The sequence below is a fragment of the Intrasporangium sp. genome (assembly GCF_035280925.1).
Lineage (GTDB): Bacteria > Actinomycetota > Actinomycetes > Actinomycetales > Dermatophilaceae > Intrasporangium.
Genome location: NZ_DATEEY010000045.1, coordinates 1 through 18,975, shown reverse-complemented (window position 1 = coordinate 18,975; position 18,975 = coordinate 1). Strand labels below are relative to the sequence as shown.

General features: G+C 70.4%; 18 protein-coding genes. 5 read left to right on the top strand and 13 right to left on the bottom strand.

From position 1 onward, the window contains the following. The 9 genes from VJN29_RS04830 to VJN29_RS04790 form a co-directional block, all read right to left on the bottom strand. The coding region (locus VJN29_RS04830; protein ID WP_324142448.1) for an NADH-quinone oxidoreductase subunit G at positions 1 to 1,591 on the bottom strand (1,591 nt) is incomplete at its 3' end. Continuing rightward, complete coding sequence (gene nuoF, locus VJN29_RS04825) at positions 1,588 to 2,919, bottom strand: NADH-quinone oxidoreductase subunit NuoF (protein ID WP_324142447.1); 1,332 nt, start codon at positions 2,917 to 2,919, stop codon at positions 1,588 to 1,590. The genes VJN29_RS04830 and nuoF, both read right to left, overlap by 4 nt. Continuing rightward, positions 2,916 to 3,695 (bottom strand): NADH-quinone oxidoreductase subunit NuoE, encoded by a 780-nt coding sequence (gene nuoE, locus VJN29_RS04820; RefSeq protein ID WP_324142446.1) that lies wholly within the window; start codon positions 3,693 to 3,695, stop codon positions 2,916 to 2,918. The genes nuoF and nuoE overlap by 4 nt, the downstream gene beginning before the upstream one ends. Next, the gene (locus tag VJN29_RS04815) at positions 3,695 to 5,167 is read right to left on the bottom strand and encodes an NADH-quinone oxidoreductase subunit D (protein WP_324142445.1); all 1,473 of its coding nucleotides are present in this window, start codon (positions 5,165 to 5,167) and stop codon (positions 3,695 to 3,697) included. The genes nuoE and VJN29_RS04815 overlap by 1 nt, the downstream gene beginning before the upstream one ends. Then, positions 5,167 to 5,961, bottom strand: a complete 795-nt coding sequence (locus VJN29_RS04810) for an NADH-quinone oxidoreductase subunit C (RefSeq protein WP_324142444.1) — start codon at positions 5,959 to 5,961, stop codon at positions 5,167 to 5,169. The genes VJN29_RS04815 and VJN29_RS04810 overlap by 1 nt, the downstream gene beginning before the upstream one ends. Then, positions 5,958 to 6,512: an NADH-quinone oxidoreductase subunit B family protein gene (locus tag VJN29_RS04805; RefSeq protein WP_324142443.1), complete on the bottom strand. Its 555-nt coding sequence runs from the start codon at positions 6,510 to 6,512 to the stop codon at positions 5,958 to 5,960. The genes VJN29_RS04810 and VJN29_RS04805 overlap by 4 nt, the downstream gene beginning before the upstream one ends. Before the next feature lie 24 nt (positions 6,513 to 6,536). After that, entirely contained in the window at positions 6,537 to 6,896 is a 360-nt protein-coding gene (locus VJN29_RS04800) for an NADH-quinone oxidoreductase subunit A (RefSeq protein WP_324142442.1), read from the bottom strand. 174 nt (positions 6,897 to 7,070) lie between these two features. Beyond that, positions 7,071 to 8,378: a geranylgeranyl reductase family protein gene (locus tag VJN29_RS04795; RefSeq protein WP_324142441.1), complete on the bottom strand. Its 1,308-nt coding sequence runs from the start codon at positions 8,376 to 8,378 to the stop codon at positions 7,071 to 7,073. A gap of 131 nt (positions 8,379 to 8,509) precedes the next feature. Continuing rightward, positions 8,510 to 9,202 (bottom strand): demethylmenaquinone methyltransferase, encoded by a 693-nt coding sequence (locus VJN29_RS04790; RefSeq protein WP_324142440.1) that lies wholly within the window; start codon positions 9,200 to 9,202, stop codon positions 8,510 to 8,512. Between the two features lie 80 nt (positions 9,203 to 9,282). Between VJN29_RS04790 and VJN29_RS04785 the strand changes: the two genes are divergently transcribed. Continuing rightward, positions 9,283 to 10,587 (top strand): isochorismate synthase, encoded by a 1,305-nt coding sequence (locus VJN29_RS04785; protein WP_324142439.1) that lies wholly within the window; start codon positions 9,283 to 9,285, stop codon positions 10,585 to 10,587. 8 nt (positions 10,588 to 10,595) lie between these two features. After that, the gene (gene menD, locus VJN29_RS04780) at positions 10,596 to 12,410 is read left to right on the top strand and encodes a 2-succinyl-5-enolpyruvyl-6-hydroxy-3-cyclohexene-1-carboxylic-acid synthase (RefSeq protein WP_324142438.1); all 1,815 of its coding nucleotides are present in this window, start codon (positions 10,596 to 10,598) and stop codon (positions 12,408 to 12,410) included. On the opposite strand, the gene VJN29_RS04775 is transcribed toward menD, so the two are convergent. The 3 genes from VJN29_RS04775 to cobT are packed head-to-tail and all read right to left on the bottom strand — an operon-like array spanning position 12,358 to position 15,218. Then, the gene (locus VJN29_RS04775) at positions 12,358 to 13,119 is read right to left on the bottom strand and encodes a 3-keto-5-aminohexanoate cleavage protein (RefSeq protein WP_324142437.1); all 762 of its coding nucleotides are present in this window, start codon (positions 13,117 to 13,119) and stop codon (positions 12,358 to 12,360) included. The genes menD and VJN29_RS04775 overlap by 53 nt on opposite strands. Next, the gene (locus VJN29_RS04770; protein ID WP_324142436.1) at positions 13,116 to 14,123 is read right to left on the bottom strand and encodes an o-succinylbenzoate synthase; all 1,008 of its coding nucleotides are present in this window, start codon (positions 14,121 to 14,123) and stop codon (positions 13,116 to 13,118) included. Before VJN29_RS04770 ends, VJN29_RS04775 begins: the two co-directional genes overlap by 4 nt. Before the next feature lie 42 nt (positions 14,124 to 14,165). Further along, positions 14,166 to 15,218 carry a nicotinate-nucleotide--dimethylbenzimidazole phosphoribosyltransferase gene (gene cobT, locus VJN29_RS04765; RefSeq protein ID WP_324142435.1) on the bottom strand — a complete coding sequence of 351 codons (1,053 nt, stop codon included), beginning with the start codon at positions 15,216 to 15,218 and terminating at the stop codon, positions 14,166 to 14,168. 327 nt (positions 15,219 to 15,545) lie between these two features. On the opposite strand from cobT, the gene VJN29_RS04760 reads away from it, so the two are divergent. Then, positions 15,546 to 15,779 carry a hypothetical protein gene (locus VJN29_RS04760; RefSeq protein WP_324142434.1) on the top strand — a complete coding sequence of 78 codons (234 nt, stop codon included), beginning with the start codon at positions 15,546 to 15,548 and terminating at the stop codon, positions 15,777 to 15,779. A gap of 5 nt (positions 15,780 to 15,784) precedes the next feature. Here the strand turns inward: VJN29_RS04760 and VJN29_RS04755 are convergent, their stop codons facing one another. Continuing rightward, positions 15,785 to 16,270 (bottom strand): NUDIX domain-containing protein, encoded by a 486-nt coding sequence (locus tag VJN29_RS04755; protein WP_324142433.1) that lies wholly within the window; start codon positions 16,268 to 16,270, stop codon positions 15,785 to 15,787. A gap of 115 nt (positions 16,271 to 16,385) precedes the next feature. Between VJN29_RS04755 and VJN29_RS04750 the strand changes: the two genes are divergently transcribed. Both VJN29_RS04750 and VJN29_RS04745 read left to right on the top strand, forming a co-directional pair. Then, complete coding sequence (locus VJN29_RS04750; RefSeq protein WP_414654321.1) at positions 16,386 to 17,318, top strand: 1,4-dihydroxy-2-naphthoyl-CoA synthase; 933 nt, start codon at positions 16,386 to 16,388, stop codon at positions 17,316 to 17,318. Positions 17,319 to 17,460: 142 nt separating this feature from the next. Next, on the top strand, positions 17,461 to 18,975 hold a 1,515-nt coding region (locus VJN29_RS04745), incomplete at its 3' end, for an MFS transporter (RefSeq protein WP_324142431.1).

The window sequence follows — 18,975 nt, the reverse complement described above, 5'->3', positions numbered from 1 at the left end:
CGCCGCGCTCGCCGGCACGGCGAGGCACCCAGGCCAGCCGGGCACCGGTCTCCGCGGCCAGCTGTGCGGCTGCCGCGAGGGCGCCCGGCGAGGTCCCCGCCCGTTCGCCGACGAGGATGATGCCGGCCTCCGCCAGCCCCTCCCAGGTTGCCCTGCCGGCCTCGGTCGAGCGAAGGTCCCGCAGCGCGGCGGCCTCCCTGCCTGGTGCAGCCGGGATGAGCGTGCCGCCCATCTTCGCGAGCCCACGCGTGGGAGCCGGCCCAGCGGCATACACCTTGGTCCGGTTGTGCCGGAACGCCTTCCGCAGGCGCAGGAAGACGATCGGGCTCTCGTCCTCGGGCTCGAGGCCGACGAGGAGCACCGTCCCTGCGTTCTCCAGGTCGGTGTAGGTCACGGACCCGCCGTCCGGTCCGGTTGCTGGGGCGTGCCCAACAACATGCTCAGCGAGGAAGTCCGTTTCTTCCGCGGAGTGCGGCCTGGCCCGGAAGTCGACGTCGTTGGTGCCGAGGACGATTCGCGCGAACTTGCCGTAGGCGTAGGCGTCCTCCGTGGAGACCCGCCCGCCGACGAGGACGCCGGCCGCGGTCGCCTTCGACAGCCCGGCGGCTGCGGCAGCCAGGGCCTCCGGCCAGCCGACGACCTTGAGCTCGCCGTCTGCCTGACGGACCATCGGGAACTGGAGGCGGTCGGGCTGCGTGGCGTAGGTGAAGGCCCAGCGGCCCTTGTCGCAGTTCCACTCCTCGTTGACGTCCGGGTCGCGCAGGGCCATGCGGCGCAGCACGACGCCACGGCGGTGGTCGGTGCGCAGAGCGCAGCCGCTCGCGCAGTGCTCGCAGGCCGACGGCGTCGACACGAGGTCGAAGGGCCGGCTGCGGAAACGGTACGCCGCACCGGTGAGCGCGCCCACCGGGCAGATCTGGACGGTGTTGCCGGAGAAGTAGCTCTCGAACGGCTTCTCCTCGTAGATCCCCACCTGTTGCAGGGCGCCTCGCTCGACCAGGGCGATGAACGGGTCGCCCGCGATCTGGTCCGAGAACCGGGTGCAGCGGGCGCAGAGAACGCACCGCTCCCGGTCGAGGAGGACCTGCGAGCTGATGTTGATCGGCTTGGGGTAGGTGCGCTTGACGTCCTCGAAGCGGGACACGGCCCGGCCGTTGCTCATGGCCTGGTTCTGCAGCGGGCACTCGCCGCCCTTGTCACAGACCGGGCAGTCGAGCGGGTGGTTGATGAGGAGGAACTCCATCTGGCCGTGCTGAGCCTTGTCGGCCACGGGCGAGGTGTGCTGCGTGTTGACGACCATGCCCGGTGACACCGTGATCGTGCACGACGCCTGGGGCTTCGGCATCGGCCGCGCCACGCCCTCCTTGTCCGGGAGGGCGATGTCGACGAGGCACTGACGGCATGCACCGACCGGCTCGAGGAGCGGGTGGTCGCAGAACCGCGGGATCTCGATGCCGACGGTCTCGGCGGCGCGGATGACGAGCGTGCCCTTGGGGACGCTGACGTCGAGGCCGTCGACCGTCAGGTGGACGAGGTCCGGCTTCGCGGGAGCGCCCGCCCCCGCGGCAGCGTTGGTCGAGGTGGCAGTCATGCGGTCACCATCCCGCTGGGCTCCTTGGTCTTGATCTCGAAGAGGACCGACTTCTCCGGCGGGAAGAGGGCGTGGGCCGGAGTGTGCATGCCGGCCTCGAACTCCTCGCGGAAGTACTTGATGGCCGAGGTGATCGGGCTCGTGGCCGCGTCGCCGAGGGCGCAGAAGCTGCGCCCGAGGATGTTGTCGCAGATGTCGACGAGCTTGTCGATGTCGTCCTGGCTGCCCTGGCCGTTCTCGATGCGCGTCATGATCTGGCGCAGCCACCACGTGCCCTCGCGACACGGCGTGCACTTGCCGCACGACTCGTGCGCGTAGAAGTCCGTCCAGCGCGAGACGGCGCGGACGACCGAGACCGTCTCGTCGAAGACCTGGAGTGCGCGGGTGCCGAGCATCGACCCGGCGGCCGCGACGGAGTCGAAGTCGAGCGGCACGTCGAGGTGCTCGTCCGTGAAGATCGGCGTCGACGAGCCTCCGGGGGTCCAGAACTTCAGCTTGTGGCCCTGGCGAATCCCGCCCGCGAGGTCGATGAGCTCGCGCATCGTGATGCCGAGGGGAGCCTCGAACTGCCCGGGATTGGCGACGTGGCCGGAGAGGCTGAAGATGCCGAACCCGGAGGACTTCTCGGTGCCCATCCCCTTGAACCAGTCGGAGCCCTCGAGGATGATCCCCGGCACCGACGCGATCGACTCGACGTTGTTGACCGAGGTCGGCCGCGCGTACAGGCCGGCGGCTCCCGGGAACGGCGGCTTGAGGCGCGGCTGTCCGCGGCGCCCCTCGAGCGAGTCGAGCAGCGCGGTCTCCTCGCCGCAGATGTAGGCGCCGGCGCCCGCGTGGACGGTGATGTCGACCTTGATGCCCTTGCCGCCGACGTCGTCGCCGAGGTAGCCGGCGGCTCGAGCCTCCTCGACCGCGCGCAGGAGTCGGCGGTAGACGTGGACGACCTCACCGCGCAGGTAGATGAAGGCGTGCTCGCAGCCGATGGCGTACGAGCTGATGATGACGCCCTCGATGAGCGCATGGGGGTTGGCCATCATGAGCGGGATGTCCTTGCAGGTGCCCGGCTCGGACTCGTCGGCGTTCACGACGAGGTAGCGGGGACCACCGTCAGGAGGACTCATGAACGACCACTTGAGACCGGTGGGGAAGCCGGCGCCACCACGACCGCGGATGCTCGAGTCCTTGACCGCGCCGAGGACGTCCTCGGGCGTCATGCCGAGGGCCTTGCGCAGCCCCGTGTAACCGTCGTGCCGCTCGTAGGTCGCGAGGGTCCAGGACTGGGGCTCGCCCCAGAGCTTGGTGAGGATCGGGGTCAGCGTGTCGGTCACTTCGAGTCGTCCTTCCCGTCCATGGCTGAGCTGGAGGACCTGGAGGAGGTCGAGTCGCCCTCGCCCTGCGGGGCCACCCAGCCGTTCTCCTTGGCGATCCGAAGGCCGAGCAGCGAGGCCGGACCCGCGCCCGGCCCTTGGTCGGCGAGGCCGTCCGGGAAGCCCGCGAGGACCCGGGAGACCTGCTTGAAGGTGCAGACCCGGTCGGGACCGCGGGTCGGCTTGACGTCCTTGCCCGATCGCAGGTCGTCGACGAGCCGCACGGCGCTCTCGGGCGTCTGGTTGTCGAAGAACTCCCAGTTCGTCATGACGACGGGGGCGAAGTCACAGGCCGCGTTGCACTCGATGCGCTCGAGGGTGACCTTTCCGTCCCCGGTCGTCTCGTCGTGCCCGATACCGAGGTGCTCGGAGACGGTGTCGAAGATGTGGTCGCCGCCCATGATGGCGCACAGGGTGTTGGTGCAGACCCCAACGGTGTACTCGCCGTTCGGGTGGCGCTTGAACTGCGTGTAGAAGGTGGCGACTCCGCTGACCTCGGCCTCGGTGAGGTCGAGCAGCTCCGCACAGAGTGACACCCCCCTGCCGGTGACGTAGCCGTCGACCGACTGGACCAGGTGGAGCAGCGGGATCAGGGCCGAGCGCTGCTGCGGATAGCGCGCGATGACCTCAGCGGCGTCGGCGCGAAGTCGCTCGAGCACCTCGGGCGCATACGGCTCCTTGGACTCCGGGCTGACGTGCAGGTGCCCGGAGACGTGGGACGTGTCGTTGGCGGACATCAGCGGTCCACTCCTCCCATCACGGGGTCGATCGAGGCGACGGCGACGATGACATCAGCCATCTGGCCGCCCTCGCACATCGCGGCGACGGCCTGGAGGTTGTTGAAGCTCGGGTCGCGGAAGTGCGCGCGGTAGGGACGCGTGCCACCGTCCGAGACGACGTGGCAGCCCAGTTCGCCCTTGGCCGACTCGATGGCCACATAGGCCTGACCGGGCGGGACCCGGAAGCCCTCGGTGACCAGCTTGAAGTGGTGGATGAGTGACTCCATCGAGGTCGCCATGATCTCGCGGATGTGGTCGAGACTGTTGCCCAGTCCGTCGCCACCGAGGGCCAGCTGGGCGGGCCACGCGATCTTCTTGTCCGCGACCATGACGGAGCCCTGGCTGCTGCTGGACGCCTGCAGCCGGTCGGTGCACTGCTCGACGATCTTGAGCGACTCGTACATCTCGTCGATGCGGACCCGGAGGCGACCGTAGGAATCGGAGCTGCGGCGCGTGATGACGTCGAAGTCGTAGGTCTCGTAGCCGCAGTACGGGTCGCTCTTGCGCAGGTCGTGCGGCAGCCCGGTGGACCGGAGCACTGGCCCGGTGATGCCCAGCGCCATGCAGCCGGCGAGGCTCAGGATGCCGACATCGACCATGCGGCCCTTGACGATCGGGTTCTCGTTGAGGAGGGCCTCGAGCTCGCCGATTCCCTTGCGCACCTTGGGGACCATCTCGCGCAGGGCGTCGATCGCTCCGGGCGGCAGGTCCTGTGCGACGCCGCCCGGCCGGATGTAGGCGTTGTTCATCCGCAGGCCGGTGACCATCTCGAAGATGCTGAGGATGCGCTCGCGCTCGCGGAACCCGACGGTCATGACCGTCGTCGCACCCATCTCCATGCCGCCGGTCCCGATGGCCACGAGGTGTGAGCTGACGCGGGTGAGCTCCATCATGAGGACGCGGAGGACGCTCGCGCGCTCGGGGATGTCGTCGGTGATCCCGAGCAGCTTCTCGATCGCGAGGCAGTACGCCGTCTCCTGGAACATCGGCGTCAGGTAGTCCATCCGGGTGCAGAACGTGACCCCCTGCACCCAGGTGCGGAACTCCATGTTCTTCTCGATCCCGGTGTGGAGGTAGCCGATGCCCGCGCGGGCCTCGGTGACCGTCTCCCCGTCGAGCTCGAGGATGAGCCGCAGGACACCGTGCGTCGACGGGTGCTGCGGACCCATGTTGACGACGATCCGCTCCTCGTGCAGGGCGGTGGCCTCGTCGACGAGGCCGTCCCAGTCGCCACCGGACACGTTGAAGACCGGCGCGTCTCCCGCGGCAGCCTCGTCGGCAGCCGTCGTCGCGTAGGGGTCGGCGCCCAGGCGGGGGTCCAGCCCGGGACTCGTGCCGTGGACGGTGTCGTCGTCGACGTCGGCGTTGTCGATGCCCGTGTTCTCGGTGTTCGGGTTCTCGGTGTTCGTGTTCTCGGTGTTCGCGCTCATCAGTTGTACGACCTCCGCTGGTCCGGCGGCGGGATGGTCGCGCCCTTGTACTCGACCGGGATGCCGCCGAGGGGGTAGTCCTTGCGCTGGGGGTGGCCCGGCCAGTCGTCGGGCATGAGGATGCGTGTCAGGGCCGGGTGGCCGTCGAAGATGATCCCGAACATGTCCCACGTCTCGCGCTCGTGCCAGTCGTTGGCCGGGTAGGTGTCGACGACGGACGGGATGTGCGGGTCGTCGTCCGGGCACGAGACCTCGAGACGAACCCGCTTGGTGCCGTTGGTGATCGACAGGAGGTGGTAGATCGCGTGCAGCTCCTCACCCGCGCGGTCGGGGTAGTGCACCCCGGACACGCCGGTGCAGATCTCGAAGCGCAGCGCCGGGTCGTCGCGCAGGACGCGGGCCACGGTCGGCAGGTGCTCGCGGTTCACGTTGATCGTCATCTCGCCGCGGTCGACGACGACCGCCGAGACCGCTTCGTCGAACGACGCGGTCCCACCGACGAGCGCCCTCTCGAGGGAGTCGGCGATCTCGTCGAAGTAGCCGCCGTACGGGCGGGCGGTCTCGCCCGCGACGAGGATGGGCCGACGGAGCAGGCCGTAGCCGGAGGTGTCGCCGCCCTGCGTCGGACCGAACATGCCCTGGCGGTAGCCGACCACCTTCGGCGTGGTGTCACCGGGCTCCACACCTCGGGAGTCGACCCGGGACAGCTCGATCTCGCCCGGCGTCAGGCCGCTCTCCTGCATCTTCTCCGGGTTCCGGACGACCTCCCCCTTGGTCGTGTCGTCGTTCGTCATGCCAGCAGCCCCTTCATCTGGTGCGTCGGCGTCGCCCGCAGCGCCGCCTCCTCGGCCGCCCGGGCGGCCTTCTCGCGGTTGACACCGAGGGGCATGCTCTCGACCTGCTTGTGCAGCTCGATGATCGCGTTGAGGAGCATCTGCGGCCGGGGCGGACAGCCGGGCAGGTAGATGTCGACCGGGATGATGTGGTCGACGCCCTGCACGATGGCGTAGTTGTTGAACATGCCGCCGGAGCTCGCGCAGACACCCATGGAGATGACCCACTTCGGGTTGGCCATCTGGTCGTAGATCTGGCGCACGACCGGGGCCATCTTCTGGCTCACCCGGCCGGCGACGAACATCAGGTCAGCCTGCCGCGGCGTCGCCGAGAACCGCTCCATGCCGAAGCGGGCGATGTCGTAGTCCGGCGTGCCGACGGCCATCATCTCGATCGCGCAGCAGGCGAGTCCGAACGTCACCGGCCACATCGACGCCTTGCGCATGTAGCCGGCGAGCCCTTCGAGGGTCGAGAGCGCGAATCCGGCTGGGAGCTTCTCTTCGATGCCCATGGTTATCTCCTGTGTCCTGTGCTCTCAGTCCCATTCCAGGCCGCCGCGCCGCCACACGTAGGCGTAGGCGACGAAGACCGCGAGGATGAACAGGACCATCTCGACGAGCGCGAAGAGGCCGAGCTGGTTGAAGGCGACGGCGAACGGATAGAGGAACACCGCCTCGATGTCGAAGATGATGAAGAGCATCGCCGTCAGGTAGTACTTGATCGGCACGCGGCCGCCACCGGCCGGGTGCGGCGACGGCTGGATGCCGCACTCGTAGGCCTCGAGCTTGGCGCGGTTGTAGCGCTTCGGCCCGACGACGAGCGAGGTCCCGACGGACAGCGCTGCGAATGCGAAGCCGAGCCCCAGCATGAACAGGATGGGGACGTACGGGTTCATCCTCGGTCACTTGCCTTTCGGTTCTGGCAGCAGTGGCAACGGCGGCTGGCGGTCACGGCGCACCCATCCTATGGGCGTCGCCGACGATTGTGCTCGGGGTCACAAGGCCCACCCCCCACGCGACGGAACAGGCTTGTCGGGAACCGAGCCCAGCGGCATACGGCACAGTGGTGTTCATGCGTGTGGAGTGATCTTGGACAGGGCGTTGATGAGGCGGTCGCTCGCACCCTTGCCCCCGGGCTCGGCCAGGTTGGCCATGGTCTTGAGCATGAACTTCATCAGCGTCGTGCGCGGCAGCCCGTACTTCGTGATGACCCGCATGACGTCTGGCTGGCCGATGATCGTCGCGAAGTGTCGGCCCAGCGTGTAGTAGCCGCCGAGGTCCTGCTTCATCCGCGTGTTGTACGACCGGAGGACGCGCTCTCGCCCCGCGGCGTCGGCCCGCGCGAACGCGTGCGCGATGACCTCGGCCGCCGTCCGGCCCGACTCCATCGCGTAGGCGATGCCCTCGCCGTTGAACGGGTTGACCATGCCGCCCGAGTCACCCACGAGCAGCAGCCCGTCGGCGTAGTGCGGCTGCCGGTTGAAGCCCATCGGCAGCGCGGCCCCGCGGATCGGCTGCGTCATCGTCTCGTCGCCCATGGTCCACTCCTCGGGCATCGTCGCGACCCAGCGACGCATGACGTCCTTGTAGTCGACGTTGCCGAAGGCCTTGGAGGTGTTCAGGATGCCGAGGCCGACGTTGCTCGTGCCGTCGCCCACGCCGAAGATCCAGCCGTAGCCGGGCAGGAGGACGTCCTTGCCGGACGGGTCCTTGGCCCACAGCTCGAGCCAGGACTCGAGGTAGTCGTCGTTGGTGCGCGGGCTCGTGTAGTAGGTGCGGACGGCGACGCCCATGGGCCGGTCGTCGCGCTTCTCCCGGCCCATCGCCAGCGAGAGGCGGGAGGAGTTGCCATCGGCCGCCACGACGAGGGGCGCGCGGTACTCGTGGGCCTCCCCCGTTGGCCGACCCTTCTCGTCGACCGACTTGGCGGTGACGCCGATGATCGAGCCGCGCGCGTCGGTGACGGGACCGGTGACATTGGCGCCCTGGACGAGGCGGGCGCCGTTCTTGGCCGCGTGCTGGGCGAGGATGTCGTCGAAGTCCATCCGCGTGCGCACCAGGCCGTAGGGCGGGAAGGCGGAGCTCTCCGGCCAGTCGAGCTGCAGGCGCATGCCCGCGCCGATGATGCGCAGGCCCTTGTTGCGGATCCAGCCGTCCTCCTCGGGCGTCGGGATGCCGAGGTTGACCAGCTCGCGGACCGCGCGCGGCGTCAGGCCGTCGCCGCAGACCTTCTCGCGGGGGAAGTGCGTCTTCTCGAGGAGGAGCACGTCGAGGCCGGCCATCGCGAGGTAGGCCGCGGTGGCGGATCCACCCGGACCGGCTCCGACGACGATGACGTCTGCGGTGTCGACCCGACTGTCGACATTCGTAGTGCTCATGGCTCCCTGCAGGTTCCGAATGCTTGCGCGCGCTGCTTGTGAATCAGTTCACGAACTTCAGAGCACCCTACTCCCGGCGGCTCCCGGTTGTCAGTCCGGGCTCCCCTATCCAGTCCCCGGGTTCGGCCGGCTCATCGCCTCACCGCCGTGTGCAGGGCGACGATGCCGCCCGTGAGGTTCTTCCAACCGACGCTCGACCAGCCCGCCTGCTCGATCCGGCGGGCCAGCTCGCCCTGAGGCGGCCAGTCCTGGATCGACTCGGCCAGATAGACGTAGGACTCCGGGTTGCTCGCCGTGCGGCGGGCGATGCTCGGCAGCACCTTGAGTACGACGTTGCCGTAGACCGTTCGCACGACGCGGTTGACGGGCTGGCTGAACTCGCAGACGACGAGGCGGCCACCTGGCTTCGTGACGCGGAGGAACTCCCGAAGGGCCGCCTCCGTGTCGGTCACGTTGCGCAGGCCGTAGCTGATCGTCACCACGTCGAAGCTCTCGTCGGCGAAGGGCAGGCGCATGGCGTCGGCCGCGGTGAAGGCCATGTCGGGCCGCCTGCGCCGCCCCACCCGCAGCATCCCGAGACTGAAGTCCGCTGGCACCACCTCGATCTCGCGGTCTGCCCACGGCTCGCTCGAGGTGCCGGTCCCCGCGGCGATGTCGAGGATGCGCTCACCGGGCTCGGCATCGACGGCCTTGACGACGGCCCGGCGCCAGAGGCGGTCGATCCCGGCCGTCATGACGTCGTTCGTGACGTCGTACTTGTCGGCGACGGTGTCGAACATCGAGGCGACGTCGACCGGCTTCTTGTCGAGCTGGGCACGAGTCATGCGCCCATCCTTCCACTCAGCGCGCCCAACCCCTCGGTGGTGGCGCCGGACCCGTCCCGGCGGTCGTAGAGTTACCGGCGATGTCTTCGCTTCCTGCCTCCGAGAGCCCCGGGGACTCCCCGTCGTCGCCCGCGTCGACGCTCGTCGTGCGCACCACACCCCTGGACTCCGAGGAGCCGCTGCTGGCCTACCTGCCCGCCGAGGCCGCGCAGGACGACGTCGTCTCGTGGGTGCGCCGCGGCGAGGGACTCGTCGGCTGGGGCCGGGCGCTGGCCTGCTCCACGGCCGGCGCCGGCCGCTTCCACGAGGCGGAGGCCTGGTGGCGCTCTGTGACGGCTCGCGCGGTCGTGCGCGACGAGGTCGGCATCCCGGGTACGGGGCTCGTCTGCTTCGGGTCGTTCCCCTTCGCCGACGACTCCGAGGAGGTCGCCCGGCTCGTCGTGCCATCGACCATCGTCGGCCGCCGGGACGGCAGGACCTGGGTGACGTCGGTGACGCTCGAGCCCCGGCTGGCCCGGCTCGGGACTCCTCCCATCGCGCAGGAACCGACGCCCCCGTCGGGAGTGACGTTCGCCGACGGTGCCGTCTCGCCGAGCGACTATGCCCACGCGGTCGCCGATGCGGTCGAGCGGATCAGCTCCGGCGCGCTCGACAAGGTGGTCCTGGCACGGGACCTCATCGCCACGGCGAGCGAGCCGATCGACCCTCGGTGGGTCCTGCGGCGGCTCGCGGAGCGCTACGAGAACACGTGGGTCTTCGCCGTCTCCGGGCTGCTCGGCGCGACACCGGAGCTGCTCGTCCGCCGCGACCAGGGCCTCATCACCTCGCGGGTCCTCGCCGGCACGATCCGTCGGACCGGCGACGACGAGGCCGACCTCGCACTCGCTGCGTCGCTGGCCCGCTCGTCGAAGGACCTCGAGGAGCACGAGTACGCCGTCCGCTCCGTCGCCGAGGCCCTCGCTCCGCACTGTTCATCGATGAACGTGCCCGAGTCGCCCTTCGTCCTCCACCTGCCCAATGTCATGCACCTTGCGACCGACGTGGCTGCGGTCAGCGCGGACGACGCGTCCGCCCTCACGCTGGCCGCCTCTCTCCACCCGTCCGCTGCGGTCGGTGGGACTCCCACCAGCAAGGCCGTCGCCCTCATCTCGGAGCTCGAGCACATGGACCGCGGCCGCTACGCCGGGCCGGTCGGGTGGATGGACACCAGGGGTGACGGCGCCTGGGGCATCGCCCTGCGCAGCGGCGCGATCCTCCCGGACGACCCGACCACGATCCGGCTCTACGCCGGGTGCGGCATCGTGGCCGGCTCCGACCCGGAGTCGGAGGTCGCGGAGTCGAACGCCAAGCTCGTCCCCATGCGTGACGCCCTCGCGAGCGACTGAGTGGCCGTATGCCGCTGAGCTCGCTCCCGGCGCACGGTGCCTTCGCGCTGTCGCTGGCTCTCGTGCAGGCTCTCTGGGCCCGGGGGGTGCGCGACGTCGTCCTCGCTCCCGGGTCGCGCTCCGCTCCCCTTGCCCTGGTGCTGCACCGGGCCGATGCCGCCGGGGACCTGCGGCTGCACGTGCGGGTCGACGAGCGGTCGGCGGGCTTCCTCGCGTTGGGCCTGGCCACCGGCTCACGCCGCCCAGTCGCAGTCGTGACGACCTCCGGAACCGCCGTCGGCAACCTGCTGCCCGCCGTCATGGAGGCGCACCACACCGGACGTCCGGTCGTCGTCGTCTCGGCCGACCGCCCGGAGCGGCTGCGCGGCACCGGCTCGAACCAGACGACCGTCCAGGCCGGCATCTTCGGCAGGTTCGCGCCGTGTGTGGACCTGGCGCCGGACGTGCCGCTCGACGCGATCGCGGCGGCTGTCGACGAGGCCTGCCGCCGGGTGGGTCCGAGCCAGCTCAACGTCCAGCTCGACGCCGACCTCATGCCCCCGGATCCCGAGCCCGCGACCTGGTGGAGCCGCACCACCATCGCACGGGCGGAGTTCTTGCGTCCCGAGCCCGCCGGCTCCCGCAGCGACTTCGCCCCGGCGGAGCCGTTGCGGCTCGATCCCGGGCCGCGCACCGTCGTCGTCGCCGGCGATGACGCCGGACCGGCCGCGCGAATCCTGGCCGAGGCCGCGAACTGGCCCCTCCTCGCGGAGCCCACGTCCGGAGCGCGCATCGGCAGGCAGGCCATCCGCACCTACCGCCTGCTGCTGGGCACCGGTCTGCGCGACGAGATCGAGCGCGTCATCGTCATCGGCCACCCGACGCTCTCGCGCCCGGTGACCAGCCTCGTCACCGACCCGGCCCTGGACGTCATCTCGGTGCGCGACCGCACCGGCACGGCGACCGACCCCGGCCGCGTCGCGACGATCGTCGACGCGGTGCCAACCGTCGACGCGCCGCCCCCCACCCAGTCGAGTGTGCACAACCAGCCGCCCCCCACCCAGTCGAGTGTGCACAACCCGCCGCCCCCCAGCCAGTCGAGTGTGCACCACTCGCCGGACTGGTTCGACCGCTGGCGTGCCGCCGACGACGCCCTCTCGGCGCGGATCGACGAGCATCTCGCAAGCCGAGCCGGCTCCCCCCTGGCCATCGCCACCGTGGTCGCCGACGCGGTCACCGCGCACACGACCCTGGTCGTCGGCTCCTCCAACGTGGTCCGTGACCTCGACGTCATGGCGACTCCATGGCCACCGCACGAGCACCGGTTCGTCGTCGGCAACCGTGGCCTTGCCGGCATCGACGGCACCGTCTCGACCGCCGTCGGCATCGCCCTCGGCCGAGAGGGCGCCTCACGCACCATCGCCTACCTCGGGGACCTCACCCTCCTCCACGACGCCAACGGCCTGCTCATCGGTCCGGACGAGCCACGGCCCGACCTGACCTTCGTCGTGCTCAACGACGACGGCGGGGCGATCTTCGCCGGACTCGAGCAGGGCGCAACCGCTTACGCCCCGGCGTTCGAACGGGTCTTCGGCACGCCGCACGACACCGACCTCGCAGCCCTGTGCCGAGCGCACGGCATCGCCCATGAGCGGATCACCCAGCCGGAGCGGCTGGCCGCGGCCCTCGGGAGCGAGCCCAGCGGCATACGGCTGATCGAGGTGCCCGTGTCGCGAGCGGAGCGGCGAGCGGAGGCCGACCACCTGCGCGACCTCGCCCAATCCCTCTGGGTCAGAGCGGATCCGGGACCGGCCACTGGGTCGGAGCGCCGCCCCCCGTCTTGAGTGCCTCCGCGACGAGCTCGGCGTTGTCGCGCGCCTCGCGCCCGCTCGGCAGGACCAGCGTGTCCTCGAGGCCGATCCGCACGTCATAACCGGACCGCTGCGCCCACCGCAGGACCGGCCACGCCCACGCCCGCTCGCCGTGGACGAGGACGGGCGCGGGCGACATCCCCAACGCGGCGAGGATGCGCTCCGCGGCCCACGCGCCGTCGCTCCCGCGGGTGTGCCCGGGGATGACCTCGACGAGGACCCGCTCGGCCTGCCAGGGCCAGTTCGTCGAGACGAAGGCAGTGGCTGCGTGCGGCGTCCAGATCCCGGCCTCGACGCCAATTCCCCTGGCCCGCAGCACGCCTGCCAATCTGACAGCGCCCGGCTCGTGCCAGTTGACACTCGCGCAGTCCGGACCGCCCCCCTCCGGACCGGGCCAGGCCGACACCTGGGTGAGCTTCGCCCGCTCGTCCGTCGCGATGCCGTCCCGAGTCGAGACGCTGACCCGCACGTCGGGGACGAGGTCGCGGATCGCGCCGACGGTGCCGACCACGTGCTCGACGGCGAGCGACTCCAGCCCGTGCTCGTCACGGGGATGGACGTGCACCATGAACGCGCCGGCCTCGACGACGTCACGGGTCGCGCGTGCGATGGCATCGGGGGTGACCGGCAGCCGGGGATGCGCACGCGGCTGGCAGTCGCCGTTGAGGCAGGCCATGATCATCGCTGCACCCCGGCGCGATCGAGCAGCGCATGACAGCGGCCCATGCGCTCCCGCCACCATTGCCGGCGCTCGAGCGGTGCGGCGAGGGCCGTGAGCGCCGCGGGGTCGGCCGTGACCCGTCTCGCTCGAAGCACGCCGTCCTGTGGACGCATCGGCTCGGTGGCGACGTCGCGCACGAACAGTCCCACGGTGCCCAGCCCGCAGGCGTGCTCGAGACTCGGGAGCGCGGCCGCGAGCGCGACGCCGGCGGAGATCCCGATGCTCGTGTCGAGCGCCGATGAGACGACCGCGGGCAGCCCGCACTCCTCCACGATCTCCAACGCCCGGCGGATGCCGCCGAGCGGCGCCACCTTGACGACGACGAGGTCGGCGGCGCCCTTGCGCGCCACCAGGAGCGGGTCCTCGGCCTTGCGGATCGACTCATCCGCCGCAATGAGGATGTCGATCGCGTTGCGGGCCAAGGCAGTTCGCAGGTCGGCAAGCTCGTCGACGGAGGCGCAGGGCTGCTCTGCGTACTCGATGCCGTATGCCGCTGACCTCCTCAGTGCGTCCGTGGCAGTGTCGACGTCCCAGGCCCCGTTGGCATCGATGCGGATCCGCGCGTGCTGACCCATCGCGTCGCGGACTGCGGCCAGGCGGTTCAGGTCGTCTCGGAGCGTCTGCCCGGGCTCGGCCACCTTGACCTTGGCCGTCGTGCAGCCCTCGAAGCGGGAGAGCACCTGGGCAACCCGCTCCGGCGGCACGGCCGGGACCGTGGCGTTGACCGGCACCGCGTGGCGCACCGGAGACGGCCGAGCGGCATACGCCTCCTCGATCCCGGCCGCCAGCCAGCGGGCGGACTCCTCGTCGCCGTACTCGGGGAAGGGGGCGAACTCACCCCAGCCTGAGGGTCCCTCGAAGACCATCGCCTCACGGACGTCAACTCCGCGGAAGCGCACTCGCATCGGGATGGCGACGACGTGCGCCCGCTCGAGCAGCGTGGCAAGGGGAGGCAGGTCGGTCACGGCAACATCATGACCGAGGCGTGGTTCTGTCGAGTCGCCGAGTCATTGACCGACGAGATCGGTGAGGAGGGCCATCTCCCGGAGGAGTAGGGCAGCCGAGCGCACGAGCGGTACGGCCGCCATGGCGCCGGACCCCTCCCCCAGCCGCATTCCGAGGTCGAGGAGGGGCTCCAGGCCGAGCGCGTCGAGCGCGTGCGTCTGGGCCGGCTCGGTGGAGCGGTGCCCGGCGAGGAACCAGGCCGGGGCACCCGGCGCCAGGTCGGCGGCGACGAGTGCCTCGGCGCAGGCGATGATGCCGTCGAGGAGTACGGGCACGCCGCGTCGGGCCGCTTGGACGAGGAAGCCGGCTCCGACGGCGAGGTCTGCGGAGCCGAGGGCGGCGAGGCGCTGCACGGGGTCGTGGATGCGCCCTTCGTCGTCGCAGGCGCGGTCCAGGGCGCGGGACAGCACGTCGAGCTTCCGGGCATGGGTCGGCCCGTCGATGCCGGTGCCCCGGCCGATGACGGCCTCGGCGCCGAGGCCGAGGGTCGCGGCGATGAGGGCGGACGACGGCGTCGTGTTCCCGATGCCCATGTCCCCGAGGACGAGCAGCTGGGCACCGGCGTCCACCTCGGCATCGGCGATCTCGGCGCCGACGGCAATGGCCCGCTCCGCCAGCTCGCGGCTGATCGCGTCGGTGACATCGATCGGGCTGGACGAGCGGGTCAGCTTGTGTGCGGTGACGTCGGACGGCACGCCAGCGAGGTCGGCATCGACTGCGATGTCGAGGACCCGCACGGTCGCGCCGTGCTGACGGGCGAGGACGTTCACACCGGCGACTCCCGAGACGAACGCGTGCACCATCGCGGCCGTGACGTCGCTCGGGTAGGCGGAGACGCCGGAGGCCGTGACACCGTGGTCGCCTGCGAGCACCACGGCGCGGACCCGGTCGATCGGCTCTGGCGGGCAGACTCCCTGGCAGGCCGCCAGCCAGGCCCCGACCTGCTCCAACCGGCCGAGCGCCCCGAGCGGCTTGGCGAGCCCGTCGAGTCGCTCGAGAGCGGCGGCATGGACGTCCGCATCGGGCGGCGTGATGGTGGACGTCTGGGTGGTCATCGGGCCTCCGGGGGCTCACGGTCGGTGCGTCGCTCATCATCTTCGCTCACGCACGCCGTGGCTCGGGAACCGGTTGTCCACATCCCCTCCGTCCCGGTCAGGTCCTCCACAGCCGTGCCGGAGCCGGTGGCCACCGACGTCTGCTCGGGCGGATAGTCGTGGCACCAACAGGTTGAGAGACGAAAGGGCGCCGTGATGACCGGCTCGAGCTGGATGGATGATCCATGGGTCAGCGAGCGGTACGAGGAGTACGAGATCAGACCAGCCAGTGGTCCACCGGGTTCAGGTCACCTCTGCGCCCAGCTGGGGCTTGCGTCGTTCCCTTCCGTGAAGGGGCGGACCGTCGCGCGGCTGCTCGGCACGCCGCAGCCGCCGTGGGTGTCACGGCCTGGAACTCTTCCGGACCTCGAGCCGCTCTCACGCACCGACCTGCTCACGTCACGGACCCGCCGCGAGATCATCGCGCTCCGTGACGCGACCGTCGCCGCCGAGGCGCGAGCTGCCGCGCGCGACAAGGCGCGGATGCCTGAGCAGCTCATCGACGAGGCCGAGGTGCTGTGATCTCGTCAGGGCCCGAGGCGCACATCCCGCGGGTTCTCCACCGCGCACGTGATCCGGTCGAGGAAGGCCGCTCGCATCGTCGGGAGCTCGTCGAGACGAAACCACGTCGCGGCAGTCGCCTCGTCGTCTCCAGGGGCTGGTTCGCCCGAGACCCAGCGGCAGCGGAAGGTGTGGTTGAGGTACTGGGCAACGTCACCGTTGGCATGTGTCACGGGAGGTTCCGCCGACACCCAGACGAGGCGCTCGACCGCGATGACGACGGACGCCTCCTCGAGGGCCTCCCGCTCGGCCGTGACGTGTGGGTCCTCGCCCGGGTCGATGATCCCCGTGATCGGCGTCCACTCGCCGTTGTCGGTACGTCGGATGAGCAGTACCTCCTCGCCCGAGCCGTCCGGAGCCGGTCGCAGGACGACCGCGGTGACCCCCGGCATCCACAACAACTGGCGTCCCACCATGGTCCGAAGATGTGCGACGTAGGGCGGGATGGGCATGGGAGCGACCTTAGACCGGCCGCTAAGGTCGGGTCCCGTGAGCGCTGAGAGCACTGAGACGACAGACGGCCCGGCGGACGCAGGGGCGAGTGGGACCGGCACGGTCGCCGGGCAGGTGTCGGAAGTCTTCGACCCGGGCGAGTGGGAGGTCGTCCCAGGTCTGGACTTCACCGACATCACCTACCACCGCCGCATGGCTCAGCCAGGTCGCCCGCACGCCGAGTCCGGAGTGGTCCGGGTCGCGTTCAACCGACCCGAGGTGCTCAACGCCTTCCGGCCCCACACGGTGGACGAGCTCTATCGGGCCCTCGACCACGCGCGGATGACCCCCGATGTCGGCGTCGTCCTCATCACGGGGAACGGTCCGTCCCCGAAGGACGGCACGTGGGCGTTCTGCTCCGGTGGCGACCAGCGGATCCGTGGCCGCTCCGGCTACCAGTACGCCGCCGGCGAGACGGCCGACACGGTCGACGAGGCCCGGGCGAAGGCCCACGGCGGACGCCTGCACATCCTCGAGGTACAGCGCCTGATCCGCACCATGCCCAAGATCGTCATCGCCGTGGTCAACGGCTGGGCGGCCGGCGGCGGACACTCGCTCCACGTCGTCTGCGACCTGACGATCGCCTCCCGCGAGCATGCCCGCTTCAAGCAGACCGACGCCGACGTCGGCTCCTTCGACGGCGGCTACGGCTCGGCGTACCTCGCCAAGTCGGTCGGCCAGAAGTTCGCGCGCGAGATCTTCCACCTCGGCCGCACCTACACCGCCGAGGACATGCACCGGATGGGTGCGGTGAACATCGTCGCGGACCACCGCGACCTGGAGCGCGAGGCCCTGCAAGCGGCGACCGAGATCATGGGCAAGTCGCCCCAAGCGCAGCGGATGCTGAAGTTCGCCTTCAACCTGACGGACGACGGGCTCATGGGCCAGCAGGTGTTCGCGGGCGAGGCGACTCGCCTCGCCTACATGACCGACGAAGCCATCGAGGGGCGTGACCAGTTCCTCGAGAAGCGCGATCCCGACTGGTCACCCTTCCCCTGGTACTTCTGACCCGGGTCGGGGTGGCTCATCGAGGGCCGACATCCCCACGTCGAGTGTGCAGTCCGCGCCAGAAACGGTCCACACCCGCCGTACTGAGCCGCTCTTGCGCGCCGTGTGACGTCCGGTCACCGCCTCGGGGCAAGATGGCGGAGTGAGCACGAGCGACGAAGTGGGGCGGGACCACGAGGTCCGTCACGCCACCGAGGTCGGCGATGTGCCAGAGGGTGGCCACCCGGCCGACTACCGGACCCCCGGTCGCGCCCAGGCGGTCAATGCCACCAAGGCGGTGGGTCGCGGCATCGGCAAGGCAACCGTCGCGGCTGCCAAGGCGACGGCGGCCACATCACGGTTCGCCGCCGCCAAGTTCCACGCCTTCACACACTCCGGCGGCGCCGGCGAGACCGGCCTCGCCCGGATGACCGAGCTCCACGCCAGCCACACCGCCGGCGACGCCGCGATGATGCTCGCGCTCGCCGGCATCTTCTTCTTCAATCCCCAGACCACCGAAACCCGTAGCGACGTCGCCCTGTTCCTCCTCCTGACGATGGTTCCCTTCACGCTCGTCGCGCCATTCGTCGGACCGCTCCTCGACCGGTTCAGCCATGGGCGGCGCTGGGCGATCGGGACGACGATGGCGACCCGGGCATTCCTCTGCTGGGTCCTTGCCGAGGCGATCTACAACAAGAGCGACTGGCTCTTCCCCGCCGCGCTCGGGGTGCTCATCGCATCAAAGGCCTACAACATCGCCCGCGCTGCGGCCGTCCCGCGGCTGCTCCCAGCCGGCACGAGTCTGGTCAAGGCCAACTCGAGGGTCTCGATCGCCGGGGTCATCGGCGCCGTCGTCGGCGGAGCGCTCGCTGCGGCGGCTCTGCAGGTCGGCGCGCCGTGGGCCCTGCGGGTCGCCTTCGTGATCTTCGTCATCGGCACGGTCCAGGCGATCCGGCTCCCGCCTGATGTGGACAGCAACGCCGGCGAGGTCTCGCTCAGCGACACGCAACCGGTACGGCAGCACGCCTCAAGGCGGGGGCGAGCTCGGCGGCATACGGCAACCCCTCCTGCGGGGGAAGGGGCAGCGCTCGAGGTCGACTCAGCCGGCGTCTTCGGGCGCTACCTACGGCGCCTGCACGCCATTCCGTGGCCCGTCCGGCACGCCATGTGGTCGACCGGCGGCACCCGGCTGCTCACCGGCTTCCTCATCCTGTTCATGGCATTCCTGGCCAAGGAGCATCCGATCAGCGGGGTGCACGGTGAGCTCGTCCTCGCGATCACGGCGGCTGCGATCGGACTCGGAAATGCGCTCGGCAGCCTGCTGGGCAACAACCTTCGGGACCACCACCCCGAACGCGTCGCGATGATCTCCGTGCTGATCGCGACACTCGCGTGCATCGCGACGGCGCTCTGGTACGGCGTCTGGACGCTCCTCGTGCTCGGGCTGGTGCAGGGGCTGACCGCTCAGCTGGCCAAGCTGTGCTTCGACGCGCTCGTGCAGCGCGAGGTGCCGGAGAACGTCCGGACGTCGGTGTTCGGCTGGTCCGAGACCATGCTGCAGATGCTGTGGGTGCTCGGCGGGACGCTCGGCATCATCCTGCCGCTCAACCCTCAGATCGGCTTCTCCGTGTGCGCTGTGATGCTCCTCTGGACGGTGGTCATGGCGGCCCGCCAGCGC